Origin of the sequence: Metabacillus sp. 113a (assembly GCF_050107635.1) — a bacterium.
Lineage (GTDB): Bacteria > Bacillota > Bacilli > Bacillales > Bacillaceae > Metabacillus_B.
Genome location: NZ_JBNILJ010000008.1, coordinates 97,523 through 113,818 on the forward strand (window position 1 = coordinate 97,523; position 16,296 = coordinate 113,818).

Sequence of the window (16,296 nt, forward strand, 5' to 3'; positions counted from 1 at the left end):
GATTCCTCCCTTTCTTGAAACTGGAATGAAAGTTCATAACGAATCTATTATACAGCTATGTTAAAATTTAGAAAGAAAGATCTGGTAAAGATGGAATAAGAAACTGTTGGAGGAGAATGAATGGACACCTCACGTATTTTGCAATCCTGGCATCTGATTGAGTCATTAAATCCTGGTGAACTGCCTAAATTGGATGAACATTTATCTGAGCATTTATTTATTGATAAGAAAAAAGTATCTAAAACTGTTCCTTTGGATCTTGAGCGGCTTAATTGGAATCATACAGAAGAAATAGGAATTAAAAAAAATCACCAATGGGATTTTAAGGTCTATTTTAATATTTTTCCAAAATATAAGATGATTGAATCCTTTCGCACCTATTTTAACAGTAATGAGGAAGTAATCAATAAAGAACCTAATAAGTTTTATAGCTGTTCAATTAAGGTGGGACAGAATGGCGAATTTGAGAAGGAATCTGCTTTTATCCCGCTATTGGTTCATGTCCTTTCTAACATGGAAAAAGGCAAAGCGATCGATTACAAGCATTTAAGTGAAATTTATCGCAGTGTTATTGCTGATGTAAATGAAGAGGCACAGCGGCTATTTTTAAATGGAGTTACTAAAGAAAGCCTGGATCAATTCATAGAAATGCTTGAGAAAGATTTTATGTTCCTTTCAGATGAAAGAAAGATTTATGTTGAACTGTCCATTTTCAAGGAAGGTCAAAAGCCCAATAACTTGAATTCTACGAGTATGTATTTAGAAGATTTAGAGAACCTGCTTAAAGAAGATCGCTTGAATGAAGCTCTTACAGCCTTTTTAACGGGTACAACTGAACGGCAGGATATTGATGAAAATAGGGCATATTTAGAGGAAGTTCTCCAGCCAAAAAATCTTCCTCCCGCTAGATGGCCTTCTCCGGTCGAGCATCGGTTGTATTTAATGCAGCAGTCAGCGGTTAATCAGATTTTGAACGGCAGTCAGCCCATCCATTCCGTAAATGGACCTCCAGGCACGGGGAAAACGACTCTATTAAAGGATGTTATCGCAAATATTATCGTCAAACGAACAAAAGAGATGGTTAAATACAGAGATCCCTCAGAGGCTTTTATTAAAGACCGCAAAATTCAACTGAATAATTATCCGCTGCAAACCTATAAAGTAAGCAATACATTAAAAAATTACTCCATTGTAGTCGCATCAAGCAACAATGGAGCAGTAGAAAATATTTCGAAAGAACTTCCAGAGAAGAAGAATATGATAAGATTCATTAAATCTGAGGATAAGATTAAAACACTCAATGACTTTGAACAAACCTACAGGCAAGAAGCAGAGATGCTGAACCTGTTTCCTGAGACTTCCGAGCTTTTAATAGACAGTAATGATGTGTGGGGCTTATTCTCTGCTGCTTTAGGCAGAAGCAGCAACATTGATAAATATGCGAGTGCTCTATTCGATCCGACAGGGAAAAATGGAAAAACATTTATCTCTCAATTAGATTCCTATCGCAAAACACTGAAGGAAAATTCCTGGAATGAAGCAGTTAAAGAGTTTAAGGATCTGTTAGCTGACATTGAGCAAGAAAAGGCAGAACTGCAGGAATTCAGCCAGCTCTTTTATAAGGCCAACAGGGATAATAATGATCGAGATAAACTGGAAGAGGAGCTGACCACATCAAAAAATGCTCTTCTTGAAATGGACCTGCAAATTGAAAAGCTGTCCAAAGAACAAAATGTATTATATAAGAAGCTTGATCTGCTTCCTAAGGAAGGATTGTTTCAGCGCCTGCTTGGAAAAGAGACAACCCAAAAAACATCAATTAGGGCTGGCCTGTTGAATGTATTGGAAGAGATGGAAGCGAAAGAAAAGCAAAAGTGTAGTTTGGAAAGTACAGTGTCAACCCTGGAGAAAAAGGTTGAATCACTTAGCAGGAAACAGATAGTGTATCAACAGGCATTTTCCAATTACAAGAACCAAGGTGTGGTACTGCCTGACGATTCCTACTGGGATCCCGGTGCCTATGCGTTTCGTCAAAACACAACACCTTGGCTGACAAATGATTTGTTGCTCAAGAGAGGCCTGCTTTTTATTAAAGCGCTCAAGGTCCATAAAATCTTTCTGGCATTAAATTATAATCAAGTCCGTTCAATGGTGAGGGTCCTGTTTAACCGCAAAGAATTAGACCTTAATACAAAAGATGATCTGGATTTGATGGATGAGATGTGGCAAACCTTGCATTTTATTACCCCGGTAATAAGTACGACCTTTGCGAGCGCAGGAAACATGTATAGAGGGATCGGCTCAGATCGAATTGGCTACTTGTTCATAGATGAAGCTGGACAAGCAAGTCCTCAGCAGGCTGCGGGGGTAATTTGGAGATCCAGGCAGGTGATAGCAGTTGGAGACCCTATTCAAATCGAGCCTGTTGTCACAACGGATAAAACCATCTTAGCTGATATTCGAAAGATTTATCAGGTGGATGAGAAATACGCAGGGTATTCCTCATCGGTTCAAGTGCTGGCAGACCAGGCCAATCCATATGGAACGTTTAAAGACGGGAACTGGATCGGCACACCATTATGGGTTCATAGAAGGTGCCTGAATCCTATGTTTACGATAGCGAATAAAATTGCCTATCAAGAAAAAATGGTGCTGGCAGCAGGGACAGAAGATAACGGGCAAGGATACTGGCTCGATTGCAAAGGGAACGCTGTTGACAAACAATACGTCCGAGAGCAAGGTGTTTTGGTTGCTGAAAGGGTTTTTGAACACTGGGAAAAGGGCAAGAGTCCAGAAGTGTATATTATCACTCCTTTCACAGCAGTAAAGAATAATTTGAAAAGAGTTATAAAAGAACGCCTGCTAAAGGATTATGAGGAGAAGGAAATAAAAGAGTGGCTGAAGCGTTCAGTTGGAACGGTTCATACTTTTCAGGGAAAAGAAGCGGATATAGTCTACTTCGTCTGTGGAACGGATGAAAATTCTGAAGGTGCTGCTGACTGGTCATGCTCAAAGCCGAACTTGCTTAATGTCGCTGTAACGAGAGCGAAGGAAAAGTTTTTTGTCGTTGGAGATATGAAGCGTTTCCGCGACAAACCTTACTACGATACGATTCAGTCAGAACTAAAGGAAGCTGCACTAAGTAATGCATAATTTTTTCACCAGCAAATAGACCTCTATGCCTGAGGTCTATTTTTATATGAATTATTGAGGTCATCTCAAAAATGTTTACTGTGGATTGCCATTAAAAAACTTCGCAATCTCCCTCCCAACGACTTTATACCCCGCTGATGTTAAGTGGATGCCGTCCTCGCTGATAAGTTCAGAAAGAGGCCCCGCTTGATATAATGCTGTCCTGACATCTATAACCGCAGCCTTCCTTTCTTGGGCAAGCTCGATTAAGCGGAGGTTATACATGCCATGCCAATATTCCATGCCGCCCTTTAAACTGATCAGGTGGCCGATTGAGCTTCCGTATTGATTGTATAAATAATAATAGTAGCGAACGGGATCCAGCGGAGGAAGGGTTAGGATGATTGGAGTGATTCCGGCTTCCTGCAGTCTGCTTATCATCATGTTTACATTGCTAAGGTACCGGCTGAGCGGTACGATGGGCAGATGTTCGGCCTCCGGATTCTTTGTCACCTCCTTCCAATCAAAATTGCAATCGTTCCCTCCAATCCCGATGATGGCGTAATCGGGCTCTTCTTCAAGCACATCTTTTTCCAGCCGTTTCAATAGAGAGTCGGAGTCATCGTTGAACACCCCTTTATTGATGACGGTCCGTGGTGGTTTTCCAGAAGAGAGAAGGGTTTCCTCCAGATAGTGGGGGTAATTCCTGCGTATGATTCTTAGCCTTCCCTTCACAAAAGAGACGCCCCTTGTCAAACTATCACCGAAACAAATGATTTTCATGTTCTAACTTCCCCATGTTGTGTATTTTATGACTACATGTCTCTTTACTGTATTCATAGAAGGGAAAGAAGGTATAGGTAGATTCGATAGATGATGGAAAGATAAGCGAAAGCCGCGGGGACAGCCTGAATGGTATACTGATTAGAAAGAGGGAAATGGGTTTGCGGTGACCGGCGAAAGTGTTTTTGAAAACGTATACAGGCAGGTGATGATCAGATGGACGTATCCATCCAGAAGTATTTTCATGATTTAAAGTCAAAGGACAAGGAAGTTCAATACGCTGCCTATCAGAATCTGCTGTCCGAGACAGAAAAAGAAGTGGACTGGGCATATGAAGTCTGGGAACAGCTGCTGCAGGATCTATCCAGCCCTGATCCTCACAGCAGGTCCCGTGCTGCCCAGTTCCTTGCCCGCCTGGCCATCAGTGATCCGGAAAAAAGAATGCTCCGTGATTTTTCAAGGCTGTGGGAAGCAGCGAAGGATCCGAAATTTGTTACGGCCAGGCACAGCCTCCAGGTCATTTGGAGAGTAGGGCTGGCCGGCAAAGAGCAGCAAAGGTTAGTTCTGGAGCACTTTACTGACCGGTTTACAAGCTGCAGGGAAGAAAAAAACCACACACTGATCCGGTTTGATATCATTCAAGGCCTCAGGCTTTTATATGATGAAGTCAAAAGAGAAGAGATCAAACAATCAGCCCACGGCCTGATCGCAAAAGAGGAAGACATCAAGTATCAAAAGAAATATGCTGCGGTGTGGAAGAATACGTGAGGTAGTGGCTTTAAGAAGCATGGAATGCATTCTATGCTTTTTTATTTTGCTGTGAAAAGGAAGTCGAATTTATGTGTTCTATATGAAGGAAAATGAGAGAGTTGAAAATAAATCCCTCCCTGATAGTATTGCCAGACGGAAAATTGTGATAACTTTAAAGTGCAGCAGGATCTTCAGGGGCCAGCCCTCAGGATTATCCTGATGCGCAGCTTCCTGTAAATCAGCCTTATTGATATATCCTCAGCTTAGTTGTATAAAACTTTCATAGACTATTGTTCCTATATAACGAATGGAGAAGGTCCCGATATGAGTATAATAAAGGATTTCTTATTTCAGCTTACCCTCATGGTCATTCCTATTTTTTCTTATTTTATGATTGTTACAGAAAAAATAAAGAGTGATAGGAACAGAAAGATAATCATGGCTGTTTTATGGGGGATATCCATTCTATGCTGCATGACTTACCCGGTCTATTTTGGCCAAAATGCCCGACTGGATTTAAGAATCATTCCTCTGTTATTCGGGAGTTTATATGGCGGCTTTTGGACATCTCTATTCTTATCAGCCCTCATCATCCTTTACCGGCTCTCTTTTGGAATCAGTTTAGGATTCTACAATACTGTTCTGGTTTTACTGTTCGCGCTGCCGGCCCTCTTGTATTTCCAAAAATCGTTTGCAGCTGCGAAGAAGGATAAGAGGATTAAAATTGCAGTGGGGCTTTCCTTATATTACAGCCTAATTGGCTCTGTCCTATTCGGATTGCTAAGGGGTTTTTCCATCAATGATCTTCAAGTGCAATTGATTTATCTTGTTTTTGCCGTTGGGTCTGCGTGGTTTCTCACTGTCTTATATGAGACAGTCAGGGAGATTCACCAGCTCCGGTCGGAAATGCTGAATGCTGAAAAACTGAGGGTAATAAGTGAGCTGGCTAGTGTTTTTGCCCATGAAATCCGGAACCCTATGCAGGTTACCCGGGGCTTTCTGCAGCTTTTACATGAACCGGACTTGCCTGATAAAAAGAGGGAATATCTTCAAATATCCATTGAAGAATTGGACCGGGCAAATGAAATCATAAATGATTTTCTAGCCTTCGGAAAACCATTAATGGATACAAGTGTGAGGATGAACGCAGGTCTTCAGCTGCAGCGTGCAATCAATATTCTTCAAAGCTACTCGCTTACTCATAATGTTGAAATGAAAACGGATATTCCTGATCACTGCTGGATTTATGCTAATCCGCAAAAATTGAATCAGTCTTTTATCAATATCCTAAAGAATGCGATCGAGTCCATGCCAGATGGCGGAATCGTCGTGGTTACCTGTTCGGCTGAGGATGATGAAAAGATCAGGATTGTTATTAAGGACTATGGAATCGGCATGACCCAGGAACAAATCGACAGGCTTGGTTCTCCGTTCTATTCTTTAAAAGAAAATGGAACAGGACTTGGAATGATGGTAAGTTTTCAGATTGTCCGCTCCTTTAAAGGGAAAATTAGCGTGTTCAGCGAAAAAGGCAGTGGCACAGAAATAGTTATTCTTTTGCCGAAGGTGGAAAGCTCCTGAAATTAGTGGAGCTTTTTTTTTATTATTTAGCAGGTGGATGAAATACATTTTCCAATGGCTTCATTTGGAATCTGTAGGAATACCTTAAGAAGTAAAAGAGAGGACCTCAAAACTCACATTCAACATTCCATTGATGCGGTGCACCAGCTAGGGAATCCTGCGGTACAAATGGGGTATGTCAAAAAGGTGCAATCCATGGAGGATAAGCGGGTGTTTCATGTCAGTCTCACAGAAAAAAGGAACCAGGCGCTGAAAAAGCATGGGGACATTATCGGGGGAGCACCGGCTGAGGAGGATTTGAGGCAGTTTGAGAGCCTATTAAACGACTAAATCCGTAGTTTACATATTTGGCATTGCGATTCACTCTCTAGAACCCAATATGAGACTCTGTCTTGCTTTTTGCAGACTGTTTTTAAGGGACTGAGAAAGGTTATCGGCCATTTTTTCAATTTATCGGTCAAGTTTTATAGATATCGGCTATTTTTTCAGGATATCGGCCATTATTCGGTTATTTCGGCCATTATTTTTATATATCGACTTTTCGAGGAAAATCGACAAAATCCGCAGTGCCGAAGTCTCTGTAAGCTGCTGCTCCTCAAGCTCACTGTTTTCCTTAAGTGCCTTGCGTTCACAAATGGACAAAACGAGCATGAGATTTCCGATCAGAATCATAGGCAAAGTCACGACCCCTCCTGGCGCGGTCCAAGCAGCAGGAATCGGTTTAAAGCTTCCAATAAGGAGCCGGCCAGTGTATTCCACGACGAGAAGTGCATACATGAGCGGGATGAGTGACTTGTAGCGAAACAGGGTCACCCCACATAAGTCCAACAATCAGCTGGGACAATCCCCAAAGTGAAAAAACCCCTATAACCGCTGCATCTCCAGAAAAGGAATCCAGCGGAATGGTCGCAATCGGCTGTGCTCCTCCATCCGAAGCGGAATAATGGTGCAGACTTCTCCATAAGGTAACTGCAGTTATGAAGTAGAAATTTATCATCATTCGATTTGTACAGGCAATAATTGATGCCTTCCGGGAACCTCCTTATGTTTACCGAGACGAAGAATTTTTTTAAGATATCGGTCTGAATCCTTTAAAATAAACACTCCCAAGGCAGTGGACGTTCATTGCATTGAGGGCAATCCAGGGAGATAATATGGGAACTAAGGTTTAATAGGAGTGACCCGATGAAGGAAGCGTACTATGATCACATCATGAATGTAAAAACCGGTAGAAATCAAAAAGAAATCCTTCAAGCCGTCCATTACCATTATCATCGCTACGAGCCTACCCCATATCGGGCACTGGATGCATTATTTGAGTATTATCAGCTTGAAAGCAGCGATCACGTTGTCGACTTCGGCTGCGGGATGGGCCGGCTGATTTTCTATATTCATTATCATTTTAACGCGGCCGTCACCGGAATCGAAATGAATGAAGGCTTATATAAAAACGCGCTGGAAAATCTGGAGCGCTATGGGAAGAAAACGAAAAAAAACAAAGGCAGCATCCAATTTCATTGCTGCCTGGCAGAAGAGTATCAAATCACTGAAGAAGATAACCGCTTCTACTTTTTTAATCCGTTCTCAATTCAGGTGTTTATTAAAATCGTGAATAATATCTTGGTATCTGTGGAGAATTCGCCAAGGGAAACGGAGCTAGTCCTGTATTATCCATCTGAGGAATACATCCTTTTTTTAGAAAACCAGACAGCCTATGAATTGAAAGAGGAAGTGTATGTACCCGAGCTCTATGAACTAAATCCCGCTGAAAAATTTATCATTTACCGGCTTTCTTTTTAAAGGTATCCAAAACTTGGCTTAATTTTTACAATAAACGACAATTACTGGTTAAAATGGTATATGATAAATGTAACTATTGATTATGCTGGGGTGAAATGCATTGGCTTATACCGTACCCGAAACGATCCGTTCAACTGCCACAGCCGGTGAAAGGCTTTTATTTACGACCTTGAAGACATACCTTCCTGATGACTATATCGTTTATTTTGAACCAGAAATACATGGGAGGCACCCGGACTTTGTTATTATCGGGCCGGACCTTGGGTTAGTGGTTCTTGAAGTTAAGGATTATACACAGTCGACTATTTTTCAAGTAAACACAGATGCTTGGACGATTGTAAACACTAAAGGAGAACAGGCCTCTGTTAAAAGCCCGCTTAAACAGGCAAGGGACTATATGTTCCATATTACAAATGCGCTTCAAAAGGATAAGAACTTAATCCAAACGGAAGGTCCCTACCGCTTTAAATTAAAGTTTCCGTCTGGATATGGGGCGGTTTTTACTAGACTAAAGCAGGATTTCTTTGTAAGGGAAAGCCTATACTCGGTTTGTGACCCGAATCTAGTGCTTACCAGGGACGAAATCGATCCGGACAAAGAGGGGTTTTCTGAGGAGAATCTCATTGAAAAAATTATGGGAATGTTTGTCGTACCTTTTCGCCTGAAAGAACCTCTAAGTAAAGAAGAGATTGATGCCATCCGCTATCATTTATTCCCTGAAGTGCGAATCAGCGCAGAGTTTAAAGCACCTGTTCCCTATCAGGACCAGCTCCTTCTATCCTTGCATGAAATCAAGACGATGGATCTGCATCAGGAGAATCTGGCGAGGCAGATTGGGGATAAAAACCGTCTGATCCGGGGAGTTGCAGGAAGCGGAAAAACGTTGATTTTATCTGCGAGAGCAAAGTATCTATCCAAGCAGCATCCTGACTGGAAAATACTTGTGCTGTGCTACAACATCTCCCTTGCACAGGAAATTCGCCATATGATTCAGGCTAAAATGAATGAGCCGGATAGCTTGTTTGATTTTGACCCGATCAGCGCATCTAATGACAGTGTTATGAAAAATATCGAAGTGTACAATTTTCATGCATGGCTGAAGCAGGAACTGAAGATCAGTGAAAAACAAATTCCTATGTTTACGCAAAAGCTTGCAGCGGGGGAGACCATTCTTCCTGCCTATGATGCCATCCTGATCGATGAAGGGCAGGACTTTGAACCGGAATGGCTCGCGCTTGCAAGTTCTATGCTAAATCCGGATACTCAAATGCTCCTGTTGGTCGAAGACCGCGTTCAAAACATTTACTCCCGGAAGCGTTCCTATGTACAGGACACGGGTTTGAGCTTCCAGGGCCGGTCTAAAATTCTCTCCATTAATTACCGGAATACAGCCCAGATTGTAAAGTTCGCCTGGAACTTTTACCAAAATCATTCGGCGCTGAAAAATAAAGTGGTGAAAGGCTCCATCGAGGGAGAAGAAATCATATCCCCGCAAAGTACGAGAAGAAAAGGGCCAGAGCCGATTATTGCTAAATGCAGGAATTTAAAAGAGGAAATGAGACATGCTGCGAAGCTGATGAAAAGACTGCATGCTGAAAAAGGTGTGCCATATTCCGAAATGCTTATTCTCTATCGGGTGAAACGAACATTTAACCAGAATATCATTGAAACAATACAGCAGGAATTAAAAGCCGCAGGCATCCCAAATTTCTGGCTGACGGAAAATGCCGACAGCAAAAGAGGATATGAGAAAGAACAGGAGAGAGTTATGATCAGTACGATCGATAGCAGCAAAGGCCTTGATTTCCAGGCGGTCTTTGTCGTGAATGCTGAAAACATGCCGTTTGCTCTGGAGAAAAACAAAGAAAGAGAAGTCTCTCTTCTTTACATCGGGATGACCCGGTCCAAGGATTACCTGTATATTTCCTATTCAGGTGAGTCTGAGTTTACAAAGTACTTTGATAAAATAAAAGATAACCGGCTGCAATTGAAGGAGAAACTAGGTTCTATATAGAAATCAGCTTCTGTGAATCTCTTAAAAGAGGGGGTCTGCCCAGTGAAGCAAGCACTAGTAATCATTGATGCCCAGGCAGAACTAATTGAAGGAAATGAGAACGAGAAAAGTGTGGTTAACAAAGAGATCCTGCTGAAGAACATAAACACTCTCATTGGAAAAGCAGAGCAGCTGGGCATCGACCTTATTTTCATCCGGGATAAGGATGTAGCCGAGGGGGAAAGTCCGGGCTTTGACATTCATCCGGCAATTCGCGTGCCCGACCAAGCTGCCGTCTTTGATAAACAAGCGACCAATTCCTTTTACGGCACCCCCTTACTGCAGTATTTGCAAGTAAAAGAGACTCAGCACCTCGTCATTATGGGGTGCCAGACTGAGCATTGCGTTGACACTGCAGTGAGAACCGCAACCGTCTCAGGATTTGATGTAACGCTCGTTAAAGATGGGCATTCCACCAGGGATTCGGCTGTATTAACAGGGGAACAGATTATTCAGCATCACAATCAGGTGCTCCACGGGCATTATAACGTTGACAATTTTTCAATTGTACGGGAAACGAGCGAGGACATTTTCAGTCCGGCGCATGATCGATATAGAACGGAAGGGTAATCCGGGCCAGGAGAGACATTTTGTTTTTCCTGGCTTTTTTGGTGTCCAGCCTAAGACAATAAATGGAAGCAGCTCCCTTTCTCATTCTATGATGGGTAAGCAATTAGAACAATTTAATGAGGAGAACGTACGAAAAGAAAAAAATACATTTACTGGTTCACAACCTGTTCCTTGTGCTTTTAAATAAATGTCCATACAGGATGTCATCTCTGTTATTTCTTCCGTTTTCGTTTATTTCCATGTTCTCTCTCATTATTTCTGTGGTTGTATTAAAAGCATGAATTCCTTTGTACGCTTTGACTAGTTTGCTTACGCTTTTTATTTCGAGGGTGATTTCCCTAAATAGTCTTATTCGTATTTTCGTTTCTTTAAGTACAGTGATGACAATCTTTGTCTTTCAGCTCAGAAGATGGATTTGAAGCAGCCTCATTGAGTTTCCTATTCTCTAAAAGGCCGCTGCCAATTCTCACTCCGCCAGTCCGACAGGTGAATTGCGGCGATGACTTCCAAACGGGAGGGTAATGATATCGGGGAAAAACGTGGCGATAAAAGATAAAAACGCAGGAAACGATCAGCGAGGGCCGTTTGTTCCGTAAGGACAACCCGGCCAGAAAACTGGAGACCACCTCATGAAAACCTCCTGAAAAATACAGGCGGATCTTTTTTTAAGGACTTTCTCTCCGTATTCCGAAAACGTAAAGATTAATATGATAAAATATGTATACGCTTACATAATGGTATAAACCTTAAGCATAGTCTGATAAGGGGGTGGGACAAAAGCTTACAGGTTAGAGGGAGAAAGTGGAGGATCATGCGATAACAAATAATAGAGAAGAATAGGGGGAGAAGGAGCATGATGAAATATTTGCAGAGAATAGGCCGGTCATTGATGCTTCCGGTTGCTGTCCTGCCGGTTGCGGCAATTTTGCTTGGTGTAGGATACTGGATTGATCACGATGGATGGGGAGCAGGTAACCAGATCGCAGCGTTTCTGATTAAGGGCGGAGGGGCAATCCTTGACCATTTGGGAATTTTGTTTGCGGTCGGAATTGCTTTGGGAATGTCGAGGGACCGGGACGGGGCGGCGGCTTTAAGCGGACTTGTAGCATTCCTCGTTGTAACGACTGTTTTATCAGCCGATTCTGTCGCGATGCTTCAGAGCATTCCTCCTGAGGAAGTGAATGCTGCCTTTGGAAAAATTGATAATGCTTTTATCGGGATTTTATCCGGACTTATAGCGTCTATTATGTACAATCGATTCAGCCAGGTGAAGCTGATTGATGCCCTTGCCTTTTTCAGCGGACGGCGGCTGGCGCCGATTATGTCGGCATTGTCGATGCTTGTCATTTCTTTGGTGCTTTTATTTGTTTGGCCGGTTGTGTATTCCGGACTGGTTTCATTCGGTAAATCCATAAGTGATCTAGGGTTCATTGGGGCCGGACTCTATGGGTTCTTTAACCGTTTGCTCATCCCGCTCGGACTTCATCATGCGCTGAACTCTGTGTTTTGGTTTGATGTTGCCGGGATTAATGATATCGGAAATTTCTGGTCCGGGGAAGGGACGAAGGGTGTAACCGGCATGTATCAGGCGGGCTTTTTCCCGGTGATGATGTTCGGGCTTCCGGCTGCGGCGCTTGCTATGTATCATACCGCTAAAACGAAGAAGAAAAAGCAAGTCGCTTCTCTAATGCTTGCGGCCGGTTTTGCTGCATTTTTAACAGGGGTTACGGAGCCGATTGAGTTTGCGTTCATGTTTGCAGCACCTGCTCTTTATCTCGTCCACGCGGCATTGACTGGGATTTCCCTGGCGATTGCGTCCCTGTTTCAATGGACAGCAGGCTTCGGCTTTAGTGCGGGATTGATTGACTTTTTATTAAGTTCCACGCTGCCGCTGGCGAACCTTCCTTATATGCTGCTTATTCAGGGACTTGCATTTGCAGCTGTCTATTATTTCGTTTTCCGCTTCCTGATTACCAAATTTAATTTCAAGACTCCTGGCCGTGAGGATGATGAGGAACTGGAAGGAGCGGTTGCCGAGGCAGCTCCATCTGCAGAAGCTGCAGCAGGAAACAAATTTGCCATCCAGGCAGCACGCATTTACGAAGGACTGGGCGGAGACGAAAACGTCACGTCCATTGATAACTGTGTGACCCGTCTCCGCATTGAAGTGAAGGACATGAAGGCGGTTGATCAGGCAAAAATCAAATCGACCGGTGTGCCCGGGATTAATATTGTCGGTGCCAACAGCATACAGGTGATCGTCGGGACCTCTGTGCAGTTTGTAGCAGATGAAATGATAAAGATTCGGAAGTAAAGGATGAAGGAAGCTGTCTGAAAAAGTCAGGCTGAAAGAGAATAGCGGAATGGAAAACTCCTGGTTTAGCTTGAAGCATACCGGGGGTTTTCTTTGTATAATCGTATCGATCTAAAGGATATATGTCCGGGTGAATGAAGCGGAAGCCAGCCAGAACATCAAACCTTAAAAGGCTAAAAAAATACTAACTGCCCGGCTCTTTTTGAATGATAGTAAGGGAAAGGGGCGTGGCTGAATGCTTATAGAATATTACCACGGACAAAATTTCTGGATAGAGGCTGGGTCTCATTCCGAACCTGTTTACCCATTCAATGATCAGGTACTGGAAGAGGCGGAAGATCTATTAAAAGTTAAGCTTCCTCGGGAGCTCATTCAGCTAATGGAAATCAGGAATGGAGGCAGTCTCGCTTATCCGAATTTTGTGCTTCCTGATAAAGGAGAAAAAGATTCCCTCCCCGGCATTTACCCGATTCACATGATGAACGACGATCTAAGCATGCTTTCATTAAGAGAGGCTTTCCATGAGGCAGCTCTTCCGGAAGGGATGGTCCCGCTCTGGAGTGATTATCATAACTGGATAGTCCTTGATTATCGTCATACAAAAAAAGATCCCCCGGTTTTAAAGGTGACAGAAAATTACACGGACCATTCGTGGATTTATACGGAAATCGCCCCGGCTTTTAATAAGTTCTTGAAGATGCTTTTTAGAACAGATAAAGGAAAGGAGACTGTAAAATGAGTCAGGAGAAGGAATTCCCGAGGATTGGCAAACCAGCAGTAAGAGCTCTTGAAGGAGCAGGGTATACAAAACTCGAACAGCTGAACGGAGTCAGTGAAGCAGAGCTGTCAACCCTTCATGGAATGGGGCCAAAAGCAATTGGACTGATTCAGGAAGCGCTTCACAAAAAAGGGATGTCGTTGAAAAATAAAAAATAGAGGGATAAGCCGATATAAGAAAGAATACTTATCTATGAAAAGATCTTCGGGGCAGCAAAAAACTGTCCCATTTTGGAGTGTGAAAAATGGAGGAATCAATCATCAGCGTAAAGGACCTCGTGAAAACGTACGGGGATTTCACGGCTGTGAATGGAATTACATTTGAAGTGCATAAGGGAGAAGTTTTCGGCGTTCTCGGTCCGAATGGGGCAGGAAAAACGACAACGCTTGAAATGCTCGTCGGGCTCCGGAAGCCGGATCGCGGGGCAGCGGATATAGGCGGATTTGATGTGGTGCGGGATTTGAAAAACGTGAAGGAAGTCATTGGGGTGCAGCTTCAGTCCACAACGCTTTTTGAGCTCTTGACGGTGGAAGAGATTCTTCATTTGTATGCGAGCTTTTATAAGAAACACATTCCGATTGAGCCATTAATTAAAGACATGCTCCTGACAGATAAAACGAACAGCCGGATTAAAAGCCTTTCAGGAGGCCAGAAGCAGCGGCTTGCGATTGCTTTGGCGCTCGTCCATGATCCGTGGATCATTTTCCTGGATGAACCGACAACCGGATTGGATCCGCAGGCGAGAAGAACGTTATGGGATATTATTTTTAAATTGAAGGAAAAGGGAAAGACGGTTGTGCTGACGACTCATTATATGGATGAAGCACATGTACTCTGTGACCGGATTGCCATTATGGATCAGGGAGATCTGATTGCGCTCGATACTCCTGAAGAGCTTGTTCGCAGCCTTCATTCCGAGAACGCAGTGGAGTTTCGTTTTGAAGAAGAGGGGGCCGAACTGGACCTCGATCGGATTGAAGGTGTGAAACAGGTGGGATCTCAGAAGGATGCGACCATCCTATACACCGATCAGCTGCAGGCAACGCTGACAAGCCTTATCCAGAGGGCTGATGAACGCGGCTTGAAGCTTGCTGATCTGCAGATTCGGACCGCAACGCTTGAGGATGTCTTTATACATATGACGGGAAGGAGTTTAAGGGAGGCATGAAGGCTTATTGGCAATTAACGTTAACCCAGCTGCGGATTTTTATCCGGAACCGGCAGGTCTTGTTTTGGACACTCGCCTTTCCGATTTTCCTCATGGTGATGCTCGGATCTTTCCTTGGAAATGGGGGAGGCATGTCCGTTGCAGTCGGTGTAATAGATAAAGACCAATCCGCTGAATCAAAAGCATTTATGGAAGCTTTACAGAAAAACGACGCAATGAAAACGGAAAAAGAAACAGATGAAGAAAAAGCATTTAATGAAGTGAAAAACGGGAACCTGCAGATTGCGATTGTCATACCTGATGGGTATGGGGAAAAACTTGGCCAGGGCGCCCCTTTCAAGCTTCCGGTTTACTATGATGAAACGAACGCAAACGTTTCCCAAATAGGCCTACAGCTTGTAAACGGCGCAGTCGACCAGATCAGCAAAGAGCAGGCGGACTACAAACCGGTTATCGTAACAGAACCAAAAGGAGTCGAAACACTAAACCTGAAATACATTGACTTCCTTGTACCGGGAATCGTTGCCATGATGATTATGAGCAACAATATGAACGGAGTAGCCGGGCAGATTGCAGCCTGGAGAGAACGCGGCATTTTGAGAAGGATGCAGGGAACGACGCTGAAAGCCTCCACATTCATTGCTGCCCAGATAACGGCCCGCCTGTTTTTGAATGGTCTGCAGGCGCTGCTTGTCCTTTTAATCGGCCAGCTCGTTTTTGGCGTCGAAGTCCGCGGCTCCTGGCTGGTGCTGGTCGGCTTCGTCATTTTGGGAACACTCGCCTTCATGGCTGTTGGCTTTATCATTGCAGGAATTGCGAAAACACCGGAAAGCGCTGCACCCATTGCGGGCTTCCTGTCCTTCCCAATGCTCTTTCTCGGGGGTGTCTTTTTCCCTATTCAGGATATGCCGGATTTTCTGCAGCCGATCGTCTACGCGCTGCCGATCTCCCATCTTTCTCATGCCTTGAGAGAAGTAATGAACGTCGGAGCCTCGTTTATGACACTCGGGAGCGAAGCGCTCATCCTTGGATGCTGGCTTGTAGGAGCATTTATTGTGGCAAGTTATACATTTAAGTGGGAATGACCGGCCCAAACTCGTCCTTTGAGTGTGAAGGACGAGTTTTTTATTAGGAAACTCAGTAAAATGTAGAGCAGTGTCCCTAAATGGTCAGGAGTGAGGTATTAGAGGGCGCGGTGGGGCCCTACAGAAGAGGATATCGGCTATTTTGAGAGTTTATCCTCTCAGGCCCCCTAACTAGTTTGGACACCTCCTCTCATTCTAAATATAATGAGGGCAGAGGAGATGAGGCCAAGATGAAAAGAAAGAATGGTCCGATTGAGGACGTAAAGAAGAAATATGTCAGAA

Annotated in this window: 13 protein-coding genes; 11 read left to right on the plus strand and 2 right to left on the minus strand. The window is 43.6% G+C overall.

The window, feature by feature from the left end:
- Positions 1 to 120: 120 nt before the first annotated feature.
- Positions 121 to 3,153: an AAA domain-containing protein gene (locus ACQCVE_RS13165; protein WP_426863085.1), complete on the plus strand. Its 3,033-nt coding sequence runs from the start codon at positions 121 to 123 to the stop codon at positions 3,151 to 3,153.
- 75 nt (positions 3,154 to 3,228) lie between these two features.
- Here ACQCVE_RS13165 and ACQCVE_RS13170 read toward each other — a convergent pair whose 3' ends face one another.
- A complete protein-coding gene (locus ACQCVE_RS13170; protein WP_426844812.1) occupies positions 3,229 to 3,915 on the minus strand; it encodes an SGNH/GDSL hydrolase family protein in 687 nt (228 codons plus the stop codon).
- A 216-nt stretch (positions 3,916 to 4,131) separates the two neighbouring features.
- Between ACQCVE_RS13170 and ACQCVE_RS13175 the strand changes: the two genes are divergently transcribed.
- Both ACQCVE_RS13175 and ACQCVE_RS13180 read left to right on the plus strand, forming a co-directional pair.
- Entirely contained in the window at positions 4,132 to 4,683 is a 552-nt protein-coding gene (locus ACQCVE_RS13175) for a hypothetical protein (protein ID WP_426844811.1), read from the plus strand.
- Between the two features lie 306 nt (positions 4,684 to 4,989).
- The gene (locus ACQCVE_RS13180; RefSeq protein WP_426844810.1) at positions 4,990 to 6,246 is read left to right on the plus strand and encodes an ATP-binding protein; all 1,257 of its coding nucleotides are present in this window, start codon (positions 4,990 to 4,992) and stop codon (positions 6,244 to 6,246) included.
- Positions 6,247 to 6,723: 477 nt separating this feature from the next.
- On the opposite strand, the gene ACQCVE_RS13185 is transcribed toward ACQCVE_RS13180, so the two are convergent.
- Complete coding sequence (locus tag ACQCVE_RS13185; protein ID WP_426863086.1) at positions 6,724 to 7,059, minus strand: hypothetical protein; 336 nt, start codon at positions 7,057 to 7,059, stop codon at positions 6,724 to 6,726.
- Between the two features lie 372 nt (positions 7,060 to 7,431).
- On the opposite strand from ACQCVE_RS13185, the gene ACQCVE_RS13190 reads away from it, so the two are divergent.
- The 8 genes from ACQCVE_RS13190 to ACQCVE_RS13225 all read left to right on the plus strand — a co-directional run bounded on the left by ACQCVE_RS13190 (position 7,432) and on the right by ACQCVE_RS13225 (position 16,014).
- Complete coding sequence (locus ACQCVE_RS13190; protein ID WP_426844808.1) at positions 7,432 to 8,046, plus strand: methyltransferase domain-containing protein; 615 nt, start codon at positions 7,432 to 7,434, stop codon at positions 8,044 to 8,046.
- 100 nt (positions 8,047 to 8,146) lie between these two features.
- Positions 8,147 to 10,060: a 3'-5' exonuclease gene (locus tag ACQCVE_RS13195; protein ID WP_426863087.1), complete on the plus strand. Its 1,914-nt coding sequence runs from the start codon at positions 8,147 to 8,149 to the stop codon at positions 10,058 to 10,060.
- A 42-nt stretch (positions 10,061 to 10,102) separates the two neighbouring features.
- Positions 10,103 to 10,669: a cysteine hydrolase family protein gene (locus ACQCVE_RS13200; RefSeq protein ID WP_426844806.1), complete on the plus strand. Its 567-nt coding sequence runs from the start codon at positions 10,103 to 10,105 to the stop codon at positions 10,667 to 10,669.
- A gap of 853 nt (positions 10,670 to 11,522) precedes the next feature.
- Positions 11,523 to 12,983 (plus strand): N-acetylglucosamine-specific PTS transporter subunit IIBC, encoded by a 1,461-nt coding sequence (nagE, locus tag ACQCVE_RS13205; RefSeq protein ID WP_426844805.1) that lies wholly within the window; start codon positions 11,523 to 11,525, stop codon positions 12,981 to 12,983.
- 235 nt (positions 12,984 to 13,218) lie between these two features.
- The gene (locus ACQCVE_RS13210) at positions 13,219 to 13,722 is read left to right on the plus strand and encodes an SMI1/KNR4 family protein (RefSeq protein WP_426863088.1); all 504 of its coding nucleotides are present in this window, start codon (positions 13,219 to 13,221) and stop codon (positions 13,720 to 13,722) included.
- Entirely contained in the window at positions 13,719 to 13,919 is a 201-nt protein-coding gene (locus ACQCVE_RS13215) for a DNA-binding protein (RefSeq protein WP_426863089.1), read from the plus strand. Before ACQCVE_RS13210 ends, ACQCVE_RS13215 begins: the two co-directional genes overlap by 4 nt.
- Positions 13,920 to 14,005: 86 nt before the next feature.
- A complete protein-coding gene (locus ACQCVE_RS13220; RefSeq protein WP_426863090.1) occupies positions 14,006 to 14,929 on the plus strand; it encodes an ABC transporter ATP-binding protein in 924 nt (307 codons plus the stop codon).
- A complete protein-coding gene (locus tag ACQCVE_RS13225) occupies positions 14,926 to 16,014 on the plus strand; it encodes an ABC transporter permease (RefSeq protein WP_426844801.1) in 1,089 nt (362 codons plus the stop codon). Before ACQCVE_RS13220 ends, ACQCVE_RS13225 begins: the two co-directional genes overlap by 4 nt.
- The last annotated feature ends 282 nt before the right edge of the window (positions 16,015 to 16,296 follow it).

Coding starts and splice junctions, on each gene's coding strand:
- ACQCVE_RS13165 (WP_426863085.1), top strand. CDS start 121: ATGGACACCTCACGTATTTTGCAATCCTGGCATCTGATTGAGTCATTA.
- ACQCVE_RS13170 (WP_426844812.1), bottom strand. CDS start 3,915: ATGAAAATCATTTGTTTCGGTGATAGTTTGACAAGGGGCGTCTCTTTT.
- ACQCVE_RS13175 (WP_426844811.1), top strand. CDS start 4,132: ATGGACGTATCCATCCAGAAGTATTTTCATGATTTAAAGTCAAAGGAC.
- ACQCVE_RS13180 (WP_426844810.1), top strand. CDS start 4,990: ATGAGTATAATAAAGGATTTCTTATTTCAGCTTACCCTCATGGTCATT.
- ACQCVE_RS13190 (WP_426844808.1), top strand. CDS start 7,432: ATGAAGGAAGCGTACTATGATCACATCATGAATGTAAAAACCGGTAGA.
- nagE (WP_426844805.1), top strand. CDS start 11,523: ATGATGAAATATTTGCAGAGAATAGGCCGGTCATTGATGCTTCCGGTT.
- ACQCVE_RS13210 (WP_426863088.1), top strand. CDS start 13,219: ATGCTTATAGAATATTACCACGGACAAAATTTCTGGATAGAGGCTGGG.
- ACQCVE_RS13215 (WP_426863089.1), top strand. CDS start 13,719: ATGAGTCAGGAGAAGGAATTCCCGAGGATTGGCAAACCAGCAGTAAGA.
- ACQCVE_RS13220 (WP_426863090.1), top strand. CDS start 14,006: ATGGAGGAATCAATCATCAGCGTAAAGGACCTCGTGAAAACGTACGGG.
- ACQCVE_RS13225 (WP_426844801.1), top strand. CDS start 14,926: ATGAAGGCTTATTGGCAATTAACGTTAACCCAGCTGCGGATTTTTATC.